19 protein-coding genes are annotated in these 20,891 nt (G+C 69.0%); 8 read left to right on the top strand and 11 right to left on the bottom strand.

What is annotated here, in order from left to right; all coding sequences use genetic code 11:
• The first annotated feature begins 262 nt into the window (after window positions 1–262).
• Window positions 263–457, top strand: coding sequence for a hypothetical protein (locus FFS20_RS10340; RefSeq protein WP_137825767.1), 195 nt, complete (start codon window positions 263–265; stop codon window positions 455–457).
• A gap of 67 nt (window positions 458–524) precedes the next feature.
• On the opposite strand, the gene FFS20_RS10335 is transcribed toward FFS20_RS10340, so the two are convergent.
• Window positions 525–1,889, bottom strand: coding sequence for a TRAM domain-containing protein (locus FFS20_RS10335; RefSeq protein ID WP_137825766.1), 1,365 nt, complete (start codon window positions 1,887–1,889; stop codon window positions 525–527).
• On the bottom strand, window positions 1,886–3,805 hold the full coding sequence (locus FFS20_RS10330) for an APC family permease (protein ID WP_137825765.1): 1,920 nt from the start codon (window positions 3,803–3,805) through the stop codon (window positions 1,886–1,888). Before FFS20_RS10330 ends, FFS20_RS10335 begins: the two co-directional genes overlap by 4 nt.
• A gap of 137 nt (window positions 3,806–3,942) precedes the next feature.
• Between FFS20_RS10330 and FFS20_RS10325 the strand changes: the two genes are divergently transcribed.
• Both FFS20_RS10325 and FFS20_RS10320 read left to right on the top strand, forming a co-directional pair.
• A complete protein-coding gene (locus tag FFS20_RS10325; protein WP_137825789.1) occupies window positions 3,943–4,617 on the top strand; it encodes a TrkA family potassium uptake protein in 675 nt (224 codons plus the stop codon).
• Window positions 4,614–5,294, top strand: coding sequence for a TrkA family potassium uptake protein (locus tag FFS20_RS10320; protein ID WP_137825764.1), 681 nt, complete (start codon window positions 4,614–4,616; stop codon window positions 5,292–5,294). Before FFS20_RS10325 ends, FFS20_RS10320 begins: the two co-directional genes overlap by 4 nt.
• Before the next feature lie 38 nt (window positions 5,295–5,332).
• On the opposite strand, the gene FFS20_RS10315 is transcribed toward FFS20_RS10320, so the two are convergent.
• The 3 genes from FFS20_RS10315 to dut are packed head-to-tail and all read right to left on the bottom strand — an operon-like array spanning window position 5,333 to window position 7,029.
• Window positions 5,333–5,707 carry an OB-fold nucleic acid binding domain-containing protein gene (locus tag FFS20_RS10315; protein WP_137825763.1) on the bottom strand — a complete coding sequence of 125 codons (375 nt, stop codon included), beginning with the start codon at window positions 5,705–5,707 and terminating at the stop codon, window positions 5,333–5,335.
• Between the two features lie 5 nt (window positions 5,708–5,712).
• A complete protein-coding gene (locus tag FFS20_RS10310; RefSeq protein ID WP_249356785.1) occupies window positions 5,713–6,510 on the bottom strand; it encodes a DUF3710 domain-containing protein in 798 nt (265 codons plus the stop codon).
• Between the two features lie 45 nt (window positions 6,511–6,555).
• Window positions 6,556–7,029: a dUTP diphosphatase gene (gene dut, locus FFS20_RS10305; protein ID WP_137825761.1), complete on the bottom strand. Its 474-nt coding sequence runs from the start codon at window positions 7,027–7,029 to the stop codon at window positions 6,556–6,558.
• Between the two features lie 65 nt (window positions 7,030–7,094).
• Here dut and FFS20_RS10300 point away from each other — a divergent pair, with 65 nt between their 5' ends.
• On the top strand, window positions 7,095–7,550 hold the full coding sequence (locus tag FFS20_RS10300; RefSeq protein WP_137825760.1) for a DUF3093 domain-containing protein: 456 nt from the start codon (window positions 7,095–7,097) through the stop codon (window positions 7,548–7,550).
• A 115-nt stretch (window positions 7,551–7,665) separates the two neighbouring features.
• Here the strand turns inward: FFS20_RS10300 and FFS20_RS10295 are convergent, their stop codons facing one another.
• Entirely contained in the window at window positions 7,666–7,965 is a 300-nt protein-coding gene (locus FFS20_RS10295; protein ID WP_009376994.1) for a DUF4193 domain-containing protein, read from the bottom strand.
• A 291-nt stretch (window positions 7,966–8,256) separates the two neighbouring features.
• Here FFS20_RS10295 and FFS20_RS10290 point away from each other — a divergent pair, with 291 nt between their 5' ends.
• A complete protein-coding gene (locus tag FFS20_RS10290; RefSeq protein ID WP_137825759.1) occupies window positions 8,257–8,484 on the top strand; it encodes a hypothetical protein in 228 nt (75 codons plus the stop codon).
• A 109-nt stretch (window positions 8,485–8,593) separates the two neighbouring features.
• On the opposite strand, the gene FFS20_RS10285 is transcribed toward FFS20_RS10290, so the two are convergent.
• Window positions 8,594–9,703 carry a ferrochelatase gene (locus FFS20_RS10285; RefSeq protein ID WP_137825758.1) on the bottom strand — a complete coding sequence of 370 codons (1,110 nt, stop codon included), beginning with the start codon at window positions 9,701–9,703 and terminating at the stop codon, window positions 8,594–8,596.
• Between the two features lie 202 nt (window positions 9,704–9,905).
• Between FFS20_RS10285 and sepH the strand changes: the two genes are divergently transcribed.
• A complete protein-coding gene (gene sepH / locus FFS20_RS10280; protein WP_137825757.1) occupies window positions 9,906–11,036 on the top strand; it encodes a septation protein SepH in 1,131 nt (376 codons plus the stop codon).
• On the opposite strand, the gene cydC is transcribed toward sepH, so the two are convergent.
• The 3 genes from cydC to FFS20_RS10265 are packed head-to-tail and all read right to left on the bottom strand — an operon-like array spanning window position 11,011 to window position 17,029.
• Entirely contained in the window at window positions 11,011–14,430 is a 3,420-nt protein-coding gene (gene cydC, locus FFS20_RS10275) for a thiol reductant ABC exporter subunit CydC (RefSeq protein ID WP_137825756.1), read from the bottom strand. The two genes, sepH and cydC, sit on opposite strands and share 26 nt — an antisense overlap.
• Window positions 14,427–15,449 carry a cytochrome d ubiquinol oxidase subunit II gene (cydB, locus tag FFS20_RS10270; protein ID WP_137825755.1) on the bottom strand — a complete coding sequence of 341 codons (1,023 nt, stop codon included), beginning with the start codon at window positions 15,447–15,449 and terminating at the stop codon, window positions 14,427–14,429. Before cydB ends, cydC begins: the two co-directional genes overlap by 4 nt.
• Before the next feature lie 14 nt (window positions 15,450–15,463).
• Window positions 15,464–17,029 (bottom strand): cytochrome ubiquinol oxidase subunit I, encoded by a 1,566-nt coding sequence (locus tag FFS20_RS10265; protein WP_137825788.1) that lies wholly within the window; start codon window positions 17,027–17,029, stop codon window positions 15,464–15,466.
• A gap of 277 nt (window positions 17,030–17,306) precedes the next feature.
• Here FFS20_RS10265 and FFS20_RS10260 point away from each other — a divergent pair, with 277 nt between their 5' ends.
• Together FFS20_RS10260 and FFS20_RS10255 are read left to right on the top strand one after the other, a co-directional pair.
• A complete protein-coding gene (locus tag FFS20_RS10260) occupies window positions 17,307–17,669 on the top strand; it encodes a BlaI/MecI/CopY family transcriptional regulator (protein WP_137825754.1) in 363 nt (120 codons plus the stop codon).
• Between the two features lie 19 nt (window positions 17,670–17,688).
• Window positions 17,689–18,582: a M56 family metallopeptidase gene (locus FFS20_RS10255; protein ID WP_137825753.1), complete on the top strand. Its 894-nt coding sequence runs from the start codon at window positions 17,689–17,691 to the stop codon at window positions 18,580–18,582.
• 81 nt (window positions 18,583–18,663) lie between these two features.
• Here the strand turns inward: FFS20_RS10255 and FFS20_RS10250 are convergent, their stop codons facing one another.
• Window positions 18,664–20,775 (bottom strand): DNA topoisomerase IV subunit B, encoded by a 2,112-nt coding sequence (locus FFS20_RS10250; protein WP_137825752.1) that lies wholly within the window; start codon window positions 20,773–20,775, stop codon window positions 18,664–18,666.
• Window positions 20,776–20,891: the final 116 nt, after the last annotated feature.

The raw sequence follows: 20,891 nt of genomic DNA, 5'->3' as shown, positions 1-20,891 counted from the left end.
CACTCATCCAAGAAACCGGGCGCTCGGCCCTGCGCGCGCACCGATTTACGCGACACAAATGTTTCCAAAAGTATCTTGACGTCAAGATAAATTCTAGCGCATTCGACCGCTCTTGACCACCACCGCGACACCGCTTCCGCCTCGGGTTTTCCACCCGTCGGTCTCCGGTTGGCACCACAGCGCCGGGGACGTCCGCGCTCCTATTCTGGAGGCGGACATCGCCCATCTCCGCACCTGTCGCGGACCACGTCAAGGAGTCTCCATGGACCCGTTCACCCTGGGCGCCGGCTTCGGCTTCGGTGCGCTCCTCGTCGGCATCATCTTCGCCGTCATCTGCAATGCGCTGGCGAAGGAGAAGGGCCGCTCCGCCGGCTGGTGGGGCCTGCTCGGCTTCCTCACGACCTTCCTCGCCCTCATCGTCCTCGTCCTCCTGCCCGCGAAGACCCGGGTCGCCTGATCCGCGCCGAGGCGGTCCCCCGGTCCCGAGGTGAGCACCGTCTCCTCAGCGCCGCAGCACCGTCTGATCAGCGCCGCAGCACCGTGACGGTCTCGACGTGCGCGGTGAGCGGGAAGAGGTCGTGACCGACAAGGCTCTCGATCGTGTAGCCGCCGGCGCTCAGCTGCGCGAGATCGCGGGCGAGCGTCCCGGCGTCGCACGAGACGTAGACGATCGTCTCGGGGCCATCGGCGCTGAGCCGGTCGGTCACCGCCTTCCCGGCGCCGGCACGCGGCGGGTCGAGGAGGAGGACATCGGAGCTCGGGAAGTCGGCCGTGTCGACGCGGCCGGCGACGAACCGGGCATCGATGCCGGCGGCATTGATCCGGGCGTTCTCGATCGCCGGACCGACCCCTTCGACGCCGAAGAGCCTCGCCCCGGTCGCCTCGGCGGCCGTGATGCCGAGCAGCCCGACCCCGCAGTAGAGGTCGGTGAGCGTGCGCGCGTCGGCCGGCACGGCCGCCCGCACCGCGTCGGTGAGGACGCCCGGCGCGTCGACGTGCACCTGCCAGAAGCCGTCGGCGGCGACGCGGAAGTCCCGTCCCGCCGCCGTCTGAAGCAGATGATCGGTTCCCCGGATGACCTCGAGCACCGGCGCCGAGGCGGTCGACCGTCCCGCACCCCGGTGACGGCTGCCTCCCCGGCCCTGACCGCGGCGTCTCCCACCGCGACCGGCACCGGACCGACTCGCCGATCGGGCGGGGGCGGCGGGGCCTGCGAGGATCGACCACTGCTCGGGCAGGGACTCGGCGAGCACGTCGAGTCCGGCCCGGTCGGTCTCCCCGCGGACGATGACCGCGCCGGTGCTGCCCGCCCACGCGAACTCGACCCTCTCGGCACCGGGCAGGCGCAGGGACGTCAGGTCCGCCTCGGCGATCGCGGGCACGGCGAGCGGGGCACGGGTGACGGGGACGACGTCGTGGCTGCGGGAGCGCAGCATCCCGAGCTCACCGGTGCCGCTCACGGCGAGCTGAATGCGGGTGCGCCACTCGAGCCCGGTCTCCTCCCCCGGTGCCGCGGCGACGGTGACGTCCCGGTCGATGCCGCCGATGCGGGAGAGCTGATCGGCGATGACCTGGCCCTTGAGCTCTCGGCTGTGGGCGAGGTCGACGTGGGCGTACTCCATGCCGCCGAAGAGCCCGCCCCCGGCCTCGGCGAGGAAGCCGGCGCGCCGGTCGGGCACGCGGTGCGGCGACGGGTCGAGCACCTCGGTGACCTCGGCGCGCAGGACCTTCCCGGTCTCGGTGAGCCGGGCGCGGATCGACTCGCCGGGCAGGGCGCCGGCGACGAAGACGACACGACCGTCGAGGCGGGCCACTGAGGTGCCGCCCGCGGCCGGCCCCGCGATGCGCAGCTCGACCACGTCACCGGGTGAGAGCGGATCGGCCGTCATGGCTTCGGCACCTGACCGTAGAGCGGGGCCTCCGAGTCCGGACCGTCGCCGCTGTGGGCGCGCGAGTACGAGCGCAGCCGCCACGGGACGGAGACGACGACGACGTTGGGGACGAGGAGCAGGCGGGTGCGCAGCTTGATCGCGATCTGGTTGTGGAGAAGGTGCTCCCACCAGCGTCCGACGATGTACTGCGGGATGTAGACGATGACGAGGTCGCGCGGTGAGCGCCGCCGGATCGCGAGGACGTGGGCGATGAGCGGGCGGACGAGTTCGCGGTACGGCGAGGCGAGCACCGTGAGCGGGACGGGCAGCTCCATCTCGTTCCACCGCTTCTGCAGCTTCTCCGCCGCCTCCTCGTCGACGGCGACGGTGACGGCTTCGAGCTGGGTCGACCGCGCCACCCGCGCATACGACAGCGCCCGCAGGGTCGGTTTGTTGATCTCGTTGACGACGACGATCGCGTGCGTGTTCGACGGGATCGTCCGCGAGTCGACGTTGGCCTCGGGGGCGAGTTCGCTCGCGACCCGCGAATAGTGGCGGTGGATGGCGCCCATGACGAGGAAGAGCCCGGCCATCGCCGCCACCGCGATCCACGCCCCGGCGAGGAACTTCGAGACGATGACGACGATGAGGACGCCGGCAGCGATGACGCAGCCGACGGTGTTGACCGCCCGGTTGAAGCGCATCCGCATCCGCGCCTTGGGGTCGATGACGAGCCGCAGGCGCTTGTTCCAGTGGAGCACCATGCCGAGCTGGCCGACGACAAAGCTCGCGAAGACGCCGACGAGGTAGAGCTGGATGAGGGTCGTCGCCGAGGCGTTCGTCGCGACGACGAGGACGATCGCGGCGACGGCGAGGAGGAGGATGCCGTTGGAGAACGTCAGCCGGTCGCCCTTCGTCGCGAGCTGCCGGGGCAGGAAGCCGTCACGGGCGAGCCGGGAGGCCAGCCCCGGGAAGCCCTCGACCGCGGTGTTCGCGGCGACGATGAGGACGAGAGCGGCGACGAGGACGACGAGGAAGAACATCAGGGGCGTGTCGGCGAAGATCGTGTGGGCGAGCTGCCCGAGGACCGGTTCCTGCTCGTATTCGGCCGAGACGGGGCTTCCGTCGGGGCGGACGAGGTAGAGGTGCGGGTCGTCGACGTACTTCACCCCGGTCACCGAGGCGAGATACGTCAGTCCGGTGAGCATGACGGCGGCGAGGAATCCGGAGAGGACGAGCGTGTTGCCGGCGTTCTTCCCCCGCGGCTTCTTGAAGGCCGGCACCGCGGTGGCCACGGTCTGGACGCCGGCGAGGGCCACCGACCCGGAGGAGAACGCGCGGAGGACGATGAGGACGGTCGCAAGCCCCAGGGTCGCCTGATCCGTCACCGCATCGTGGACGATCGTGTAGTTCGCGGTCTCGGCCTGCGGGGTCTCACCGAGCCCGACCTGGACGAGGCCGACGATCATCGTGAGGAACACCGCGCCGAGGAAGAGGTACGTCGGGATCGCCAGGAGCACCGGGGTGGCCCGGGACCCGCGGAGGCCGGCGAGGGAGATGACGAGGATGCCGACGATCGCCACCGGCACCCGGTAGGGCGCGAGCAGCGGGAACGCCGTCGTGATGTAGGCGGCGAAGACCGTCATCGACACGGCCAGGGTGAGGACGTAGTCGACGAGGAGGGCGGCGGCGACGATGAGACCGGCGCGGGGGCCGAGGTTCTTCGACGCGACCTCGTAGTCCCCTCCTCCCGACGGGTAGGCGCGGACGTTGAGGCGGTAGCACGCGACGATGACGAGGATGACCGCGCCGACGGCCGCGCCGATCCACGGGGCGGCGGTGATCGAGACGAGCGTCGTCAGGGACAGGGCCAGGAGGATCTCATCCGGGGCGTACGCCACCGAGGAGAGCATGTCCGAGGCGAACACGGGCATGGCGATGCGCTTCTTCAGCGCAGGAGCACGCCTGTCCTCACTGCGGAACGGCCGTCCAACGAGTAGTCTTTTGACGGCATCAGAAAAACTGCTGGCCACGAGCACCAATGGTAGAGCAATTGTCGGAAGGGATGACCATGCACTTCGTCATCATGGGCTGCGGCCGAGTCGGGGCGACCCTGGCCAGGGCACTTGATGCCAACGGCCATTCCGTCGCCGTCGTCGACCGGGACCCCGATGCCTTCCTCAAGCTCGGGCCGGACTTCACAGGATCGACGATCACCGGCCTCGGATTCGACCGGGAGACCCTCACGCAGGCCCGCACCGCCGACGCGTTCGCGTTCGCCGCGGTCTCGAGCGGAGACAATTCCAACATCCTCGCCGCGCGTGTCGCCCGGGAGACCTTCGGTGTGCCCAATGTCGCGGCCCGCATCTACGATCCCGATCGGGCGCAGGTCTTCGAGCGCCTCGGCATTCCGACGGTGCCGACCGTGCGGTGGACGGCCGAGCAGGTGATGCGCAAACTCGTCCCGCAGGGGTCGATCACCGAGTACCGGGAGCCCTCGGGCAACCTCGTCCTCGCCGAGGTGCACCTCGACCCCAGCTGGGTGGCCCGGCCGATCGCGGAGATCGAGGAGGCCACCCAGGCCCGCGTCGCGTATGTCACGCGACTCTCGGAGGGCATCGTCGCCACCGACGACCTCCTGCTCCAGGACGGTGACCTCGTCCACCTCATGTGCCCCGTCGACCGCCTCGACGAGATCGCGCGCATCCTCGACAAGCCCGTGACCTCCAGGGAGGAAGAAGAATGAGAGTCGTCATCGCCGGAGCCGGGTCGGTGGGCCGTTCGGTGGCCAGGGAGCTGCTCGACAAGGGCCACTCCGTCCTCCTCATCGACCAGAGCAAGGAGGCCCTCGCGCACGAGAAGATCCCCGGCGCCCAGTGGCTCCTCTCCGATGCGTGCGAGCTCGCCGGTCTCGGGGAGGCGAAGCTCGAGGAAGCCGACGTCGTCGTCGCCGCCACCGGTGACGACAAGACGAACCTCGTCCTCTCCCTCCTCGCGAAGACGGAGTTCGGGGTGCCCCGCACCGTCTCCCGGGTCAACAATCCGAAGAACGAATGGCTCTTCGACGACAACTGGGGCGTCGACGTCGCGGTGTCGACGCCGCGGCTGATGACCGCGCTCGTCGAGGAGGCCGTCGAGGTCGGCGGTCTCGTCCATCTCATGAGCTTCGAACGCGGGCAGGCCGGCCTCATGGAGTTCACCGTCAACGAGTCCTCGGACCTCGTGGCCTCCCGGATCGGGAACATCGCGTTCCCCGTCGACACCGTGCTCGTCGCGATCATCCGCAACGCCCGCGCCTTCGCGCCGAGCGCCGATGACGTCGTCGAGGCCGGCGACGAGCTCTTCTTCCTCTCCTCCCCCGATCAGGAAGGGGCGCTGCTCAGCCTGCTCCAGGCCGCGGCCAGGGCCGACAGCACGGACTGAGCACTCCGACGCGCTGACCGCTGACGATCAGTCGGCGCTCACTCGTGGTCGTCGCCCCGGGCGACGAGTTCGTAGACGGGGTTGTGGGCGGCGAGCACACCGTCGCGGTCGCAGAACCGACCCTCGAGGACGAGGAGCGCGCCGGGCTTGATGCCGCTGATCTCGCGGCGGCCGAGGAACTGGGCCTCGACGTCGCCGGTGCCGTCGGAGACGGTGATCGTCAGGCGCGGGTTGTCGGCGTTCGTCGACCGCGTCACGGCGCTGACGACCCCGGCGACGCGGACCATCGCCCGCGGGGCGATGTCGCCGATGCTCACGACGCCGGGAATCCGGCTGGCCATCCGCAGGTCCTCGCGGGCATCGTCGTCGCGGGAGCCCAGGCTCTGCGTGAGCCGGCTGAGAAGATCGAGCATGGCGATCAGCGGACCTCGGTGATCTCGGGTCCGCGGGCGAACGGGTTGATGTCCTCGGTCTCGTCCTCGGGCTCGGGGGCCGCATCGACCTCGGGGGCGGTGAGGGCGATGAGCTCACGGGGAGCCATCGCCTCGTCGCCGCGGTCGACGACGACACCGCGCACGAGCGCGCTGAGCTCAGCGCGCACCTCGGCGTCGGTGACGGCCTTGCCGGAGAACACGGCGCGGACGAACCAGCGCGGACCGTCGACGCCGGCGAACCGCATCGCACGCTTGCCGGGACGTCCGTCCTCGGTCTTCGCGGGCACCTCGACGGCGAGCTCACGGCCGAGCCCGGTGTGGAGTTCGGTGCACTCCCCGCCCTGGGATTCGACGGATTCGGTGAGCTGCCGGCGCACGGTGTTCCACAGTCCCTCGGATCGCGGGGTGGCGAACGCCTGGAGCTGGACTCCCCCACCGTCGTGGATGAGGGTCACGGCGAGCACGCGCTGCGAATCGTCGTCGGTGTCGAGGCGGATCTGCATGCCGTCGACGACGGGCACCTTGAGCGCACCGAGGTCGAGGCGGTTGAGCTCGGGGTAGTCCTCGGCCGCGTCGAAGGGGCCCTTCTCGGCCCGGTCGAGCGGTGCGGACTTCTCCAGGACCTCATCGTCGTCGAGGTCCTCGGCCTCCGCCTCGGTCTCGGCGACCGCCTCGGCGTCATCAGCGCTGTCGTGATCGTCAGCGCTGTCGTGATCGTCAGCGACGTCCTCGTCGACGATCTCCTCGTCGGTGCTGCGGTCGCTCGCGGACTCCTCGTCCACGGTCGATGACTTCTTCGAAAAACGTGAGAACAGTCCCATTGTCCTTCACTCCACTTCTGCGTTGAGACCGGAGACGACTCCGCCGGTGGAGCCGAATCCGCCGGTGCCGCGGTCGCTGTCGTCGAGGGTGTCGACGACGGTGAATGCGGCCTGTCGGATCTCCTGAATGATGAGCTGGGCGATGCGGTCACCGCGGGTGATGCGCAGCGGCACGGTCGGGTCGAGGTTGATGAGCGGCACCTTGATCTCGCCGCGGTATCCGGAGTCGATCGTCCCCGGAGCGTTGACGACGGTGACGCCGTGCCTGCTCGAGAGCCCCGAGCGGGGGTGGACGAAACCGGCATGGCCGGGCGGGAGCGCGATCGCGATCCCGGTGGGCACGGTGCGCCGTTCGAACGGTTCGAGGGTGAAGTCGATCGCCGAGCACAGGTCCGCGCCGGCGTCGGACGCGTGGGCGTAGCTCGGCGGGGCCATTCCGTCGTCGACGAGGGTGATTTCGATGCGCAAGCCTTCTGTCACAAGGTTGCACTCTAGTGCCCAAGCCTGAGCGCTTCAAACATGCGCGCTGTGGGAGAATGGAGGACATGGCTCAGACTCATACCGATTCGCAGGTGGCCTACCGGGAGAAGGTCAGCCCCTCGCCCGCCATGTGGGTGCTCATCGCCGTCGCCGCCGTCTCGACAGCGGCCATGGTCCTCCCCGTCTGGACGCTCGGCGCCTTCATCCTGCCCGTCGTCACGTTCGCTCTGCTCGCGTGGTGGCTGCGCTCGCTGGGGATCACGATCATCGTCACCGACCACCAGCTCTTCGTCGGCGATGCCCACATCGATCGCACGTTCCTCGGCGGCGTCGAGGCCCTCGGCATCGAGGCGGCCCGTGAGGCCCGTGGCACCGGACTCGACGCCCGCGCCTTCCTCGTGCTCCGCCCCTGGGTGAAGACCGCAGTGCGCATCGACATCGACGACGCCTCCGACCCCACCCCGTACTGGCTCGTCTCGAGTCGGCACCCCGAGGAGCTCGCCGCCGCCCTGCGCGCCTGAGGACGGCCGCGCCGCGCGCCCGCGCCGCCGGTGCCCGCCTGCACCACAAGCGCCCGACCAACGAAAAACGCGCCCTCGAAGGGGCGCATTCGTCTTGGTGGGGATGTCGCGACGCTCAGCCTGCGCAGTCCGTGCAGATGAGGATTCCGCCCTCATCGCTCGCCAGCTGCGAACGGTGACGGACGAGGAAGCACTCCATGCAGGTGAATTCGTCGTTCTGCTTCGGAAGCACGCGCACCGAGAGCTCTTCGTTCGACAGGTCGGCGCCGGGAAGTTCGAACCCTTCGGCCGCTGCCGTCTCGTCCTCGTCGATCTTGCTGGCCTGCGCCTGCGAGCGCTGCGCCTTGAGCTGCTCGATCGAGTCGCTCTTGATTTCGTCGTCGTGCTTGCGAGGTGCGTCGTAGTCGGTTGCCATATGGCCTCATCGCTCTCTGTCGGGTGTGCTGAAATGGAGTTTCAGCCCCTGTCGCCTATCGTGTCCCCAGCATTGTGCACTGCCCAGTACCCTTTGGCAAGAGCAGATGGTACCCTGTCACGGTGATTCTCGTCACGATGACGAAGGACACACATACGACTCTCGAAAAGCTCTGCGAGAATGCAGGAGACGACGCTGAGCGAGCATGCCGGCCTCGGAGAGAAACGACCACACGTCGGCGATGACTCGACCTCATCCCCGGCGGCCTATTGTCGGAAGGACGGATGCACGATGAGTGAATTCGCAGATCAGCTCGATAACAGAATCGACGATGTCCGTCATCGCCTACACGACGCCAGGGATGCCGGCGACGACTTCCTCGTCGAGAGCCTCATCGACGACCTCGAGAACCTCCTCGAACTCGCCGACCGCAACGACGTCGACACCGGCCCGATCGCCGAGGTCATCAAGGCCGAGACCGGCGCGATCCCGGTCATCCCCGAACCGCGGGAATCCTGACCCGAGCAGCCACGCCTCAGGCGCACAGACCTCAGACACACGGATGCGGCCCCTTCCGAGATCATTCGGGAGGGGCCGCATCCGTGTGGGCCGGGCTGCTGCGCCGGTCTCAGGCCGAGGGCCAGTTCGGCAGGGTCGGGCGCTCGACCCGGCCCCGGCAGCATTCGATGCTGCACGCCCCGCTGCCGGGGGTCAGCGCACGTGTGCCGGGGATCGCCGGGGTCTCCGGAGTCTGCCCGGACAGCTGCGCGATGCGCTCCTCGACGAGGTCGACGAGGCCTGAGACGAACGTCGGATGCGTGCCGACGGTGGCCACGCGGGTGAACGCGAGGCCGAGCTCCTCCGCCGTCTCCTTCGCCTCGGTGTCGAGGTCGAAGGCGACCTCCATGTGGTCGGAGATGAAGCCGATCGGGGCGAGGACGACACCGGTGACGCCCTCGGCGGCGAGCTCCTCCATGCGGTCGTTGACGTCGGGTTCGAGCCACGGCACGTGCGGGGCACCCGACCGGGAGCAGTAGACGAGCTCCGCGGGCAGCCGGTCCGCCTCGGCGAGACCGCCGAGGAGGTGCTCCATGAGCTCCTCATGCTGGGCCTGGTAGCCCACGGTCGCCACCGCCGAGGCCTCCTGCATGACATCGGGGATCGAATGCGTGACGAAGAGGATCCGGTGACGGGCCGGGTCGAGGGCGCCGACCTGGGTCCGGAAGTCGTCGAGACCTTCGCGCAGCAGCGCCGCGCACGCCTCGGCGTAGCCGGGATGGTTGAAGAACTGACGGACCTTGTCGAAGCTCACCTCGACGCCCTCGTCGGCGAGACCTGAGACCGTGCCGGCGAAGTCCTCACGGTACTGCCGGCACGAGGAGTAGGAGGAGTACGCCGAGGTGTCGATCGCGAGGAAGCGGGAACGGCCGGCCGCCGCCTCGGTGCGGGCGACATCGGTGAGGTAGGGCTCCCAGTTGCGATTGCCCCACACGAGCGGGAGGTCGAGGCCGCGCCGCTCGAGTTCGGCGCGCAGAGCCGCCAGCAGCGCCTTGTTCTGGTCGTTGATCGGGGACTTGCCGCCGAATCCGTAGTAGTGCTCTCCGACCTCCTCGAGGCGCTCGTCGGGGATGCCGCGCCCCGCAGTGACGTTCTTGAGGAACGGAACGACCTCCTCGGGCGATTCCGGTCCGCCGAAGGACATGAGGACAAGGGTGTCGATGGGGGCTGTCGTATTCACGTCAGAGATTTTACAGCGTGTAGAGATCGCTTGCCCGTTGTCCGCACCCTGAGCACGATCGACTCACGATCGCCGCCCGCCGCTGCCCGTGCGCACCCCGGCCCGCCGAATTCGCCGGGATTTCGCGACTCGCGAGCAAATCTGCGGGGCTGAGCGGTGTGGTCGTGACACGATTCTTCATGAGAAGCGATAAAGGAGCGAAATGCGTGAACTCATCTTGCACGGGGTCGATGCCGACGGCACTCATCTGCTCCTCGGCGATGACTCCGGGGCACAGTATCGACTGAGACTCGACGAGTCCCTCTATGCGGCTGTGCGCAAGGACAGGGCTGTCGTGCGCTCCGACTCCCCCATCCGCCCGCGCGACATCCAGGCGATGATCCGCGGCGGGATGAGCGCCGAAGAGGTCATCGCGGCCACCGGCGCCGACCCCGACCAGGTCCGCACGTACGAACGCCCGGCCCTGGCCGAACGCGCCCACATGGCCCACACCGCGAGCCGGCACCCCATCTACTCCGATCACGACCCCAACGGCGACCCGACCCCGCTCGTCGAGCTCAGCCAGACCCGTCTGGCGATGCGCGATGTCGACATCGAGACGATGGACTGGGACGCGTGGAAGCAGCAGGACGGCAACTGGTACGTCGAGCTCAGCTTCATCGCCGCCGACCGCAAGCGCACCGCCGGGTGGAACTACTACCGCGGCTCGCTCACGGCCCTCGACGATGAGGCGAAGTGGCTCGCGGACTCCGGTCCCACGGACACCGGTCCGATCCCCGGCTACAGCTCGAGCCGCCGCACCACCGAGGAGATCGACACCCCCGACCCGCAGGCGCCGGAGCGGCCGGCCGAGCAGCCGGCGACGCTCGGCGACCACCAGGCCGAGACCGGGCGAATCCTCGAGAACCTCCGTCGTCGCCGTCGCGATGACGATGAGCCCCGCGGTCGCCTCCGCGCCGTCACCGAGGATCCCGAGACCCACCCGCAGGGCGCGCACACCGCGCCCGGGCGTCCCGCCGATGCCACCGACGATGAGGTGTTCGCGTTCGAGGACCGGATCGCCGAGGCGGCGAACCGCTCGAGCGCGGCGACGGTCGGCGACCGTGAGCCCGCGCAGGCCGAGGTCTCATCCGGTGGCGATGAGGAGCCGCAGGAGCCGACTCAGGAGGTCGGCACGTTCGACGACGACAACCAGCTCTCCCTGCTCAACGAGCCCGGGGTCAGCGACGGTGTCGAGACCTCGAAGGACACCGAGTCGAAGGCGAAGAAGAAGAGCAGCCGTGCCTCGGTTCCGAGCTGGGACGAGATCATGTTCGGATCGAAGCGGGACTGACGTCCGTTCCCAACCGCAGCACGCGGTCGCCGGAGTCGATGAGGCTCTCATCGTGGGTGACCATGATGACCGTGTGACCCGGAAGGTTGGCCCGCAGGTCCGCGACGAGGCGGTGCGCCGTGGCCGCATCGAGGTGCGCGGTGGGTTCGTCGAGGACGATGACCTCGGCCCCGCTGAGCAGGGTGCGCGCGACGGCGAGGCGCTGCCTCTCCCCTCCTGAGATCTCCGACCCGTGGTCCCCGACCCAGCGGTCGAGGCCCTCGGGGCTCGCCCAGTGCCCGAGCCCGGCCGCGGTGAGCGCGGCGAACATCTCCTCATCATCCGGCACATCCCGGCGCGCCAGGGCGAGGTTGCCGCGCACCGTCGACCGGAACACGTGCGCCTCCTGCGGGCACCACGCGATCCGACCGGCGAGCTCGGCGGGATCGAGCGCGAGGACGTCGATGCGCTTCCCGTTCCGCTCCCGTGCGTCGTAGCGCCCGCGCCACGGGGTGAGGAATCGCAGGAGGACGCTCACCGTCGTCGTCTTCCCGCTGCCGCTCTCCCCGCACACGACCGTCCACCGGTCCGCATCCGCGAAGAGGTCGAGATCGTCGAGGACGGGGACGCCGTCCCAGCCGACGGTGACGTCGGCGAGGTCGAGGTCGGTGAGCGCCGAGGCGGCCGCCGGGCTGACGGCGGCCTCATCGTCGTCGACGGCCTCGTCGTCGGCCTCATCGTCGTCGTGGCGGGAGTCCGCGGTGACGGGCGGCAGCCGGTCGAGGGCGATCCCGAGGGCGGGCATCTGCCGCCATGCCGTGAGCGCCGAGGCCAGCGGGTCGACGAGACCGAAGGTGCTGAGGACGACGACGGCGAGGATCTCCGTGGGCGCCGGGGAGATGAGGGCGATGACGATGGCGGCGAGCACCGTGGTCACCTCGACCCACAGCTGGGCAGCCCCGAAGTTCCGCGCCGAGGCGCGCTGCGCGGTCTCGAGCTCGTCTTCGGCCGCAGTGAGCCGGGCGAGGACGGCGGCGGTCGCGCCGTTGGCGCTGAGATCGGTCTTCGCCCCGAGCGCGCGGGCGAGGAGGGAGAGGATCCGTGCCTGTCCTGCGCGGATCCGCCGGGCCCACGGCGCCTCGGCGCGGACGAAGACGAGGGGGACGACGACGAGATTGACGAGCGCGAGAGCGACGAGGACGGGCACCGACCCCGGATCGAGGATCGCGGTGGCGACGATGACGGCGACGACGACGAGCGCGGAGACGACGGGCGGGAAGAGGGTGCGCGGCACGAGGTCCCGGACCTCGTCGGCATCGGCGACCATCGTCGTCAGCGCCGTGTCCGAGGTGAGCATCGTGCGGTCGCTCATGCCCGCGCGCTCGAAATGCGACCACAGCACCGAGCGCAGGCGCCCGAGGGCGGAGAAGATCGCCGAATGGAGGTTGAGGCGGCTGACGTAGAGGAAGATCGAGCGGCTGAGACCGAAGAAGCGCACTCCGACGATCGCGACGAGCAGCGTCATGATCGGCGGCCCGTACGAAGCTTCGACGATGAGCCACCCGGAGAGTGCGGTGAGCGAGATCGCGGCGAGGCTCGAGGCGCACGCGGTGAGGAGGGCGATGAGCATCGTCCACCGCATCAGCGGCAGTGCGGTGCGCAGCGTTGCCGCGCGCCGGCGCAGACTCCCGGGTACGGGCACGTCGTCGTGGCCGCGTTCGGGCGGCTCGACCGTCGTGTCCCCGGAGCGGTCGTCGGCCGCCGGGGTCCCAGCGGATGCCCGCGCCCGGGCCTCAACGGTCGCCGTCGTGCCCGGGGTCGTCGTGCCCGGGGTCGTCGTGCCCGGATCACGCGACTCGGCCGTCGCGGTGCCCGCGGTGCTCTCCTCGACCGGGCCGGCGGAGGCGGAGACCGGGGCCGCGGTGACACGCGGGGTGATCGTGTCGGTCGCGAGCGCGAGCACCCGCGGGTCATGGCTGGCGAGGACGACGCGGGTCGAGGCGGCCGCCTCGGCGATCATCGCGATGATGGTCTCCGCATTGTCGTCGTCGAGGTGGGCGGTCGGCTCATCGAGGATGAGGAGATCGGTGTCCCTGCCGCCCACGCGCACGAGGGCGAGCCGGCGCAGCTGTCCGGGGCTGAGCGCGCCGGTGGGCAGGTCGAGAGCAGTGGGAAGGCCCGCGGCGCGCAGTGCGGCCTCGGCGGTGGCACCGGTGAGTCCGAAGGTCGCGAGCTCTTCACCGAGCGTCGCCCCGAAGGTCCGCGGGGTCTGCGGCACGAGGGCGGCGCGGGCGGGGTCCAGGGTCGCCGTCGCTCCCGCCGCGAGGCTGCCCGAGAGCGCCGCGAGGATCGTCGACTTCCCCGCCCCGGAGGGGCCGAGGACCGCGGTGATGCCCGGGGTGGTCGGGATGGAACCGTCCCAGGCGACGGTGGTTCCGTCGGCGTAGGTCACGGCATGACCGGCGTGCGCAGCCGCCTCGGCGGGACCGGTTTCATCCTCGGCCTCGGCGAGGAGTGCCTGGGCCCGGTCGTAGGACTCGCGGCCGTTCTCACTGGCGTGGAATCCGGCGCCGAGGGCGCGCAGCGGCATGAAGCACTCGGGGGCGAGCAGCAGCGCGAGCAGTCCGTCGCTCAGGTCCATCGTGCCGTAGACGAGGCGCACGCCGATGACGACGGCGACGAGGGCCACGGAGATCGTCGCGATGAGTTCGAGGGCGAGGCTCGAGAGGAACGCGATGCGCAGCGTCGCGAGATTCGCCTGGTGGTAGTCGGTGCTCAGCCTGCGCAGGGTGCGGGCGTGCTCCCGGGACCGGCCGAGTCCGATGAGGACCGGCAGGCCTTCGGCGAGTTCGGCGAGGTGGTCCGACATCCGCTCGAGCGCGCGTGTGCTCTCTGCCGTCGTCTCCTCGGTGTAGCGGCCGATGAGAACCATGAACAGCGGGACGAGCGGCAGGCACGCGATGATGATGACCGCCGAGAGGAGGTCGGCGAAGAGGATCCGCACGAGGAGCACCGCGGGCACGACCGCAGCCTGGGTGAGTGCGGGCACGACCGTCGTGAAGTAGTCGTCGAGGTCGTCGACCCCGCGCGTCACCGTCACCGCGGCCTTGGCCCGGGGCATCCCGCGCCTGGCCAGGAGCGTGGAGAGGATGCCGGCGCGCAGTCCGCGCTTCGCCGCGGCGGCTGCCCCGGTGCCGAGGCTGTGGTCGGCCCACAGGCTCGCTCCGCGCAGTCCGGCGCCCAGGAGGCCGAGGACGATCCACAGTGGGAGCGAACCGAGGTCGAGGATCGTGCGCACGAGCGCCTCGGCGATGAAGACGATGCCGACAGCGCGTGCTGCCGCGCTCGTCACGGAGAGGACGAGGCTCCTCCTGCCGTCGGGCAGCGACAGGAGGATCCCCAGTGGCGAGCTCACGAGCGGATCGCCGCCGGCACCTTGTGGGCGTCGGGGATGTGCGACTCCGTGAGTCGGTTGAGGTACTGCCGGTAGCTGAAGATCTGGTAGCCGAGCACGATCGGGAAGAAGATCGCGGTGACGACGAGCATGACTCCGAGCGTGTAGTCCGACGACGACGCGGTGGCGATCGTCAGCGAGAACGCCGGATCGAGCGTCGAGGGCAGGACGTTCGGGAACACACCGGCGAAGACCGCGCCCATCCCGGCGAGGAGGAAGACGCCGTGGAGGAAGAACGCCTTCTTCTCCGCCCCGGCCCGCAGTGCGACGAACGAGGCGATGAGCGCGATGAGGGCGATCGCGACCGGCACGATCAGCCACGCGCCGTGGCGGATCGAGAAGGCGAACCAGAGGAGGAAGGGAATCGCGAACGGCAGGGTCGTCGCCCGTGCCCAGCGGCGGGCCTTGGCCCGCAGCTCACCGTCGGTCTTGAGGCAGAGGAACATGAGCCCGTGGACGAAGCTGAAGCCGACACCGCCGAGTCCGCCGAGGAGGGCGGGCCAGCCGAGCCATGCGAAGGGACCGCCGACCATGTCGCCGTTCTCGTTGAGCGGCAGACCCGTCGTCGTGATGACGAGGAGGGCGCCGATGAGGAACGCGACGACGGCCGAGCCGATGGCCATCGCCCAGGTCCAGAACGTCAGCCAGCGCTGCGTGTGGCCCTTTCCGCGGTATTCGATGGCCACGGCGCGGAAGATGAGCCCGAGCAGGCAGAGCGTGAGCGGGATGTAGAGGGCGCTGAAGAGGGAGGCGTACCAGTGCGGGAACGCCGCGAACATCGCGCCGGCCGCCGTGATCAGCCACACCTCGTTGCCGTCCCAGACGGGTCCGATCGAGTTGAGCAGAACGCGCCTGCCGCGCTCGTCCTTCGTGAAGATCGGCATGAGCATGCCGACTCCGAGGTCGAACCCGTCGAGGAACAGGTAGCCGATCCACAGGACGGCGATGAGGACGAACCAGATCGTTGCCAGGATTTCCATCTGTCTTCTCCTCCTCAGTACGCGAACGACAGAACGTCGTCGTCGTTGCCGGTGATCGTGGGCTTCTTGTTGGACTCGGCGAGTTCGGGCATCGCCGAGGCGACCCCTCCTCTGGTGTACTTGATGATGAGTTTGAGTTCGACGACCATCAGCCCGCCGTAGACGAGGGTGAGGCTGATGAGGGAGAACAGCAGCATCGCCGGGGTCAGCTGCGGTGAGAGGGCAGCTTGGGTGAACATGTAGACACCGTCGAGCTGGGCCGGGTTGGGGGCGACGACGAAGGGCTGGCGGCCCATCTCGGTGAAGATCCACCCCGCCGAGTTCGCGATGAACGGTGCGGTGATCGCCAGCAGCGCCCCGCGCATCATCCAGGGCGACGCCGGCACCGTGCCCTTCCTCGTGATCCACAGGGCCAGCGCGCACACTCCGACGGCGACGAAGCCGAAGCCGATCATCGCACGGAAGCCCCAGTAGGTGACGATCATGATGGGCTGGTAGTCGATCGGCTCGCCGGCGTGCTCGCCGTAGCGCGGATCGTCGGGTAGGTTCGTCCCGTACCGCTCCTGGTACTCCGGCAGGAGGGTGTTGACCCCGTGGACCGGGGTGCTGAAGTCACCCTTGGCGAGGAACGAGAGCAGACCGGGGATCTCGAGCACGGACTGGACGTCGGAGCAGTTGTTCGACTGCAGGTCGCCGACGGTGAGCACGGAGAACTCCGTGCCGTCGTGGCAGGCGCCCTCGGCCGAGGCCATCTTCATCGGCTGCTGCTCGAACATCAGCTTCGCCTGGATGTCACCGGTGATCGAGACGCCGGCGAAGGCGATGATGCCGGAGATCGCGCCGATGCGCAGGCACTTGATCCACACGCGGTAGTCGATCGCGTCGCGACCGGGCACATCGGGGGCGCTGCCGACGATGACCCTGCCGTCCTTGCCGACGGTGTCGATGCCGTCCTTGCGCCGCCGGTAGAGGTGGTACCACGAGATGCCGACGAGGAAGCTGCCGCCGACGGCGACGGCGCCGAAGAGCGTGTGGGTGTAGGCGGCGATCGCCGTGTTGTTGCCGAGCACCGCCCAGACGTCGGTCATCACCGGCTTGCCGTCGACGAGTTCGACGCCGACGGGGTGCTGCATCCACGAGTTCGCGACGATGATGAAGAACGCGGAGATCCACGAGCCGATGACGGCACACCACAGCACGGTGAGGTGGACGGGTCGGCTGAGCCTGCCCCAGCCGAAGATCCACAGACCGAGGAACGTCGATTCGAGGAAGAACGCGATGAGCGCCTCCATCGCCAGCGGGGCGCCGAAGACGTCGCCGACGAAGCGGGAGTACTCGCTCCAGGCCATGCCGAACTGGAACTCCTGGACGAGACCGGTGGCCACGCCCATGATGAAGTTGATGAGATAGAGCTTGCCGAAGAACTTCGTGGCCCGCAGGTAGACCTCATTGTCGGTGCGGTGGTACATCGTCTGGAGGATCGCGACGAGCATGCCGAGCCCGAGCGTGAGGGGAACCATCCAGAAGTGATAGACGGTGGTGATGCCGAACTGCCAGCGTCCGATGAGCACCGGATCCAGTTCCATGGGCTTCTCCGTTCTAGTCGTCGAGGGGAAACTTTCTACAACACGTAGAATTCTACGCTTGGTAGAACTCTGAAAGCCACTGTCTCACATTCCAGCCCGGACCATCCCGGCATCCGTGTCCGCGCAGGTCAGCACCCACAGACGGGAGAATAGGCACGGCTGACGCAGAGGCGCGTCTCACATGGAATTCGACACCATGTAGAGGTAGAATGGGGGCTCCAGCCGGACCGGCGCCGCAGGCGGCGCGGTCACTACCGAGGACAAGGACATCGTGGGAACTCTGGGCGAACTCGAACGCAGCGTCATGGACGCCATCTGGGCGCACGAGGACGGCCTCAGCGCCGCGGAGCTGCGTGACGCCCTCGCCGACCGTGACCTCGCCCTCACCACGGTCCACACCGTGCTCACGCGCCTGGAGAAGAAGGGCTTCGTCACCCGCGATCGGAGCATCCGCCCGCATCGCTACCTCGCGGTCTCGACCCGTGAGGACCACGTCGCCGAGCTCATGACCGAGGTGCTCTCGCAGGCCCCGGATCGTCAGGCCGTCCTCGCCCGCTTCCTCGGCACCGTGTCGGAGGCCGACGAGAAGACCCTGCGCAGCCTTCTGGGGCGCAACCACTCGACGCGCTCCTGACGGCGGGCCGAGTACCACCATGAGCATCGTCGGGTGTCTCCTGGGAGTGTTGGCGTTCCTCCTCGCCTGGCCGGTTCCCGCGCTGCTGCGCCGGTTTCGCAGCGACCCGATCTCCGAGGTCATCCTCTGGCAGGCCGTCGGACTCTCAGGCGGGCTCTCGCTCATCGGCGCGGCCTTGGCCTTCGCCGTCGAGCCCGGAGCACCGAATCTTCCCATCGGACTGTGGGATCTCATCCGCGGCGAATCGCATGCACAGCTGTCGATCCTCGCGTGGATCTTCCTCATCATCGCGCTGGTGCTCATCGGGCGCCTCCTCGGCTGCCTCGCGCTGACGTTCTACTCAGCGCGGAGAACTCGACTTCGCCATGCCGAGATCTTACACCTGCTCAGCGAGCCGTCGCAGAATTATCCCGACACCCGCATCATCTCCTCGGACGAGCCCGTCGCCTACTGTCTGCCCGAAGGGCCGCGCAAGGGCACGGCGGTCCTGTCGACAGGCCTCCTTGAGGTTCTCAGCGAGGCCGAGCGCTCCGCGGTCATCGCGCATGAGAAGGCGCATCTCGACTTCCGCCACGACATCCTCGTCATCCCGTTCGCGGCGTGGCATCGGGCGCTGCCGTTCTTCTCGGCCACGGCGATCGGCCTCAATTCCGTCAATCGCCTCATCGAGTTCATGGCCGACGACCAGGCGCGTCAGACCGTCGACCCGGCGGTGCTCGCACGCGCCGTCGCTGCGGCCGCGTCGATCAGTCCCGAGCATCGGGAGGGTCTGAGCGCCGAGCGCATTGCACGCCTGTCCCAGCCGCGCCATCCCGCACGCACGATGGTGCGCCTGTGCGCCTGCCTGGTGGCAGCGGGCCTGCTGCTCATTCCGACGGTGCTCCTCTTCGTGCCCGTCGCTCCCCTCCACTGATCCGCGCGCATTGCGCTGAGCACCGCCTCGGGCACCGTGGGAGCACGGTCGCTCCCCCGCGCCGAGGCGGTTGCCGCGCCCTCAGCTGTCGATGCGCTCGGCGTCGAGGACGGCGGCGCCGGAGACGATGAACTCCTTGCGCGGGCCCACCGAGGAGCCCATGAGGAGTTCGAAGGTCCGCTCCGCCGCCTCGGCGTCGGCCATCGTCACCCGCCGCAGGGTGCGGTCGGCAGGATCCATCGTCGTCTCCGCGAGCTGATCGGCGTCCATCTCTCCGAGGCCCTTGTAGCGCTGGATCGGCTCCTTGTACGACTTCTTCGACTTGTCGAGCTTCTTCAGCAGCGCGTGGAGTTCGGCCTCGGAATACGTGTAGACGATCTCGTTCGGGGTGCCGCGCTTCGTCACGACCTCGACGCGGTGGAGCGGCGGCACGGCGGCGAAGACCCGGCCCTCCTCGACGAGCGGCTTCATGTAGCGGAAGAAGAGCGTGAGCAGCAGTGTGCGGATGTGCGCGCCGTCGACGTCGGCGTCGGTCATGATGATGACCTTGCCGTAACGGGCCGCCTCGAGGTCGAAGCTGCGACCGGAACCGGCGCCGATGACCTGGATGAGGGCGGCGCATTCGACGTTGGCGAGCATGTCCGCCAGCGAGGCCTTCTGGACGTTGAGGATCTTGCCGCGGATCGGGAAGAGCGCCTGGTGGTCGGAGTTGCGCGCCGACTTCGCCGTGCCCATCGCCGAATCGCCCTCGACGATGAAGAGCTCGGTGTTCGCGACCCCGCTGTCGCGGCAGTCGTAGAGCTTCGCCGGCAGCGAGGACGCCTCGAGCGCGGTCTTGCGGCGCTGGTTCTCCTTGTGGGTGCGCGCCGAGATCCGCGACTTCAGCTCCGCGACGACCTTCTCCATGAGGACCGCGGCCTGCTGCTTCTCCGCGCGCTTCGTCGAGGCGAGGATGCCGCCGAGCTGGGCTTCGACGGTCTTCGCGACGATCTGGCGGACCGCGGCGGTGCCGAGGACCTCCTTCGTCTGCCCCTCGAACTGCGGTTCGGCGAGCTGGACGGTGACGACGGCGGTGAGGCCGGCGAGGACATCGTCCTTCTCGAGGCGGTCCTTGCCGAGTTTGAGCTTGCGGGAGTTCGCCTCCACGGCCTTGCGCATCGCCTTGAGCGTCGCCTGTTCGAAACCGGCGAGGTGGGTGCCGCCGTGCGGGGTGGCGACGACGTTGACGAAGCTCTTGATCTTCGTGTCGTAGCCGGTCCCCCAGCGCAGGGCGACGTCGACGCCGACCTCGCGTTCGACCTCCTTCGACACGAGATGTCCCGAGGAGTCGAGGACGGGCACGGTCTCCTTGAACGAGCCCGTGCTCTGCATCCGCCAGGTGTCGGTGATCGGCGGGTCGATCGAGAGGTGGTCGACGAACTCGGTGATGCCGCCGTCGAAGCGGAAGTCCTCGACGCGTTCGGCGATGACGGCGCCGGTCTCATCGCGGGCGACGCCGCGGCGGTCGACGATGGTGAGTTCGAGGCCGGGGACGAGGAACGCCGTCTGCCGAGCGCGCTCGACGAGGTGCTGGTAGTCGAACTGGGCGCTGCCGAGGAAGATCTGCGGGTCGGCCCAGTAGTGGACCTTCGTGCCGGTCACTCCCCGCTTGGCCTTGCCGACGATCTCGAGGCCGGTGGCCTCGTGGAACTCCTCGAACGGGTTGTCCGGGCTCGGTGCCTTCCCCTTGTCGTCGAAGCGGCCGGGCACCCCGCGGCGGAAGGACATCTTGTGGATCTTCGAGCCGCGGGTGACCTCGACGTCGAGGCGCGAGGACAGGGCGTTGACGACGGAGGCGCCGACACCGTGGAGGCCGCCGGAGGCGGCATACGACGAGCCGCCGAACTTGCCGCCGGCGTGGAGCTTCGTCATGACGACCTCGACGCCGGTCAGACCGGTCTTCGGTTCGATGTCGACGGGGATGCCGCGGCCGTGGTCGGTCACGGCCACGGAGCCGTCGGCCTCGAGTTCGATGAGGATCGAGGAGCCGAACCCGCCGAGCGCCTCGTCGACGGCGTTGTCGATGATCTCCCACAGACAGTGCATGAGCCCGCGCGAGTCGGTCGTTCCGATGTACATGCCCGGACGCTTGCGCACCGCCTCGAGCCCTGAGAGCACGGACAGATGCCGTGCGCCGTAGCTTTCCTCTTCCACACTCTTCCTCTCGTTCGATTGAATTCTAATCGCCGTGGTCCCCCGCGCCCGGGTGCGGGGTCGCCGTGTCGGCCAGGTTTCCTGGAACAATGGCCCCATGACCCGCCCACGTCTCC

It is taken from the genome of Brevibacterium sp. 2SA (genome assembly GCF_005502845.1).
In the GTDB taxonomy this organism is placed as follows: Bacteria; Actinomycetota; Actinomycetes; order Actinomycetales; family Brevibacteriaceae; genus Brevibacterium.
The sequence above is the reverse complement of the archived record's forward strand: the minus strand, read 5'-3'. Positions and strand labels throughout refer to the sequence as shown.

Coding starts and splice junctions, on each gene's coding strand:
- FFS20_RS10340 (WP_137825767.1), top strand. CDS start 263: ATGGACCCGTTCACCCTGGGCGCCGGCTTCGGCTTCGGTGCGCTCCTC.
- FFS20_RS10335 (WP_137825766.1), bottom strand. CDS start 1,889: ATGACGGCCGATCCGCTCTCACCCGGTGACGTGGTCGAGCTGCGCATC.
- FFS20_RS10330 (WP_137825765.1), bottom strand. CDS start 3,805: ATGCCCGTGTTCGCCTCGGACATGCTCTCCTCGGTGGCGTACGCCCCG.
- FFS20_RS10325 (WP_137825789.1), top strand. CDS start 3,943: ATGCACTTCGTCATCATGGGCTGCGGCCGAGTCGGGGCGACCCTGGCC.
- FFS20_RS10320 (WP_137825764.1), top strand. CDS start 4,614: ATGAGAGTCGTCATCGCCGGAGCCGGGTCGGTGGGCCGTTCGGTGGCC.
- FFS20_RS10315 (WP_137825763.1), bottom strand. CDS start 5,707: ATGCTCGATCTTCTCAGCCGGCTCACGCAGAGCCTGGGCTCCCGCGAC.
- FFS20_RS10300 (WP_137825760.1), top strand. CDS start 7,095: ATGGCTCAGACTCATACCGATTCGCAGGTGGCCTACCGGGAGAAGGTC.
- FFS20_RS10295 (WP_009376994.1), bottom strand. CDS start 7,965: ATGGCAACCGACTACGACGCACCTCGCAAGCACGACGACGAAATCAAG.
- FFS20_RS10290 (WP_137825759.1), top strand. CDS start 8,257: ATGAGTGAATTCGCAGATCAGCTCGATAACAGAATCGACGATGTCCGT.
- sepH (WP_137825757.1), top strand. CDS start 9,906: ATGCGTGAACTCATCTTGCACGGGGTCGATGCCGACGGCACTCATCTG.
- cydB (WP_137825755.1), bottom strand. CDS start 15,449: ATGGAAATCCTGGCAACGATCTGGTTCGTCCTCATCGCCGTCCTGTGG.
- FFS20_RS10255 (WP_137825753.1), top strand. CDS start 17,689: ATGAGCATCGTCGGGTGTCTCCTGGGAGTGTTGGCGTTCCTCCTCGCC.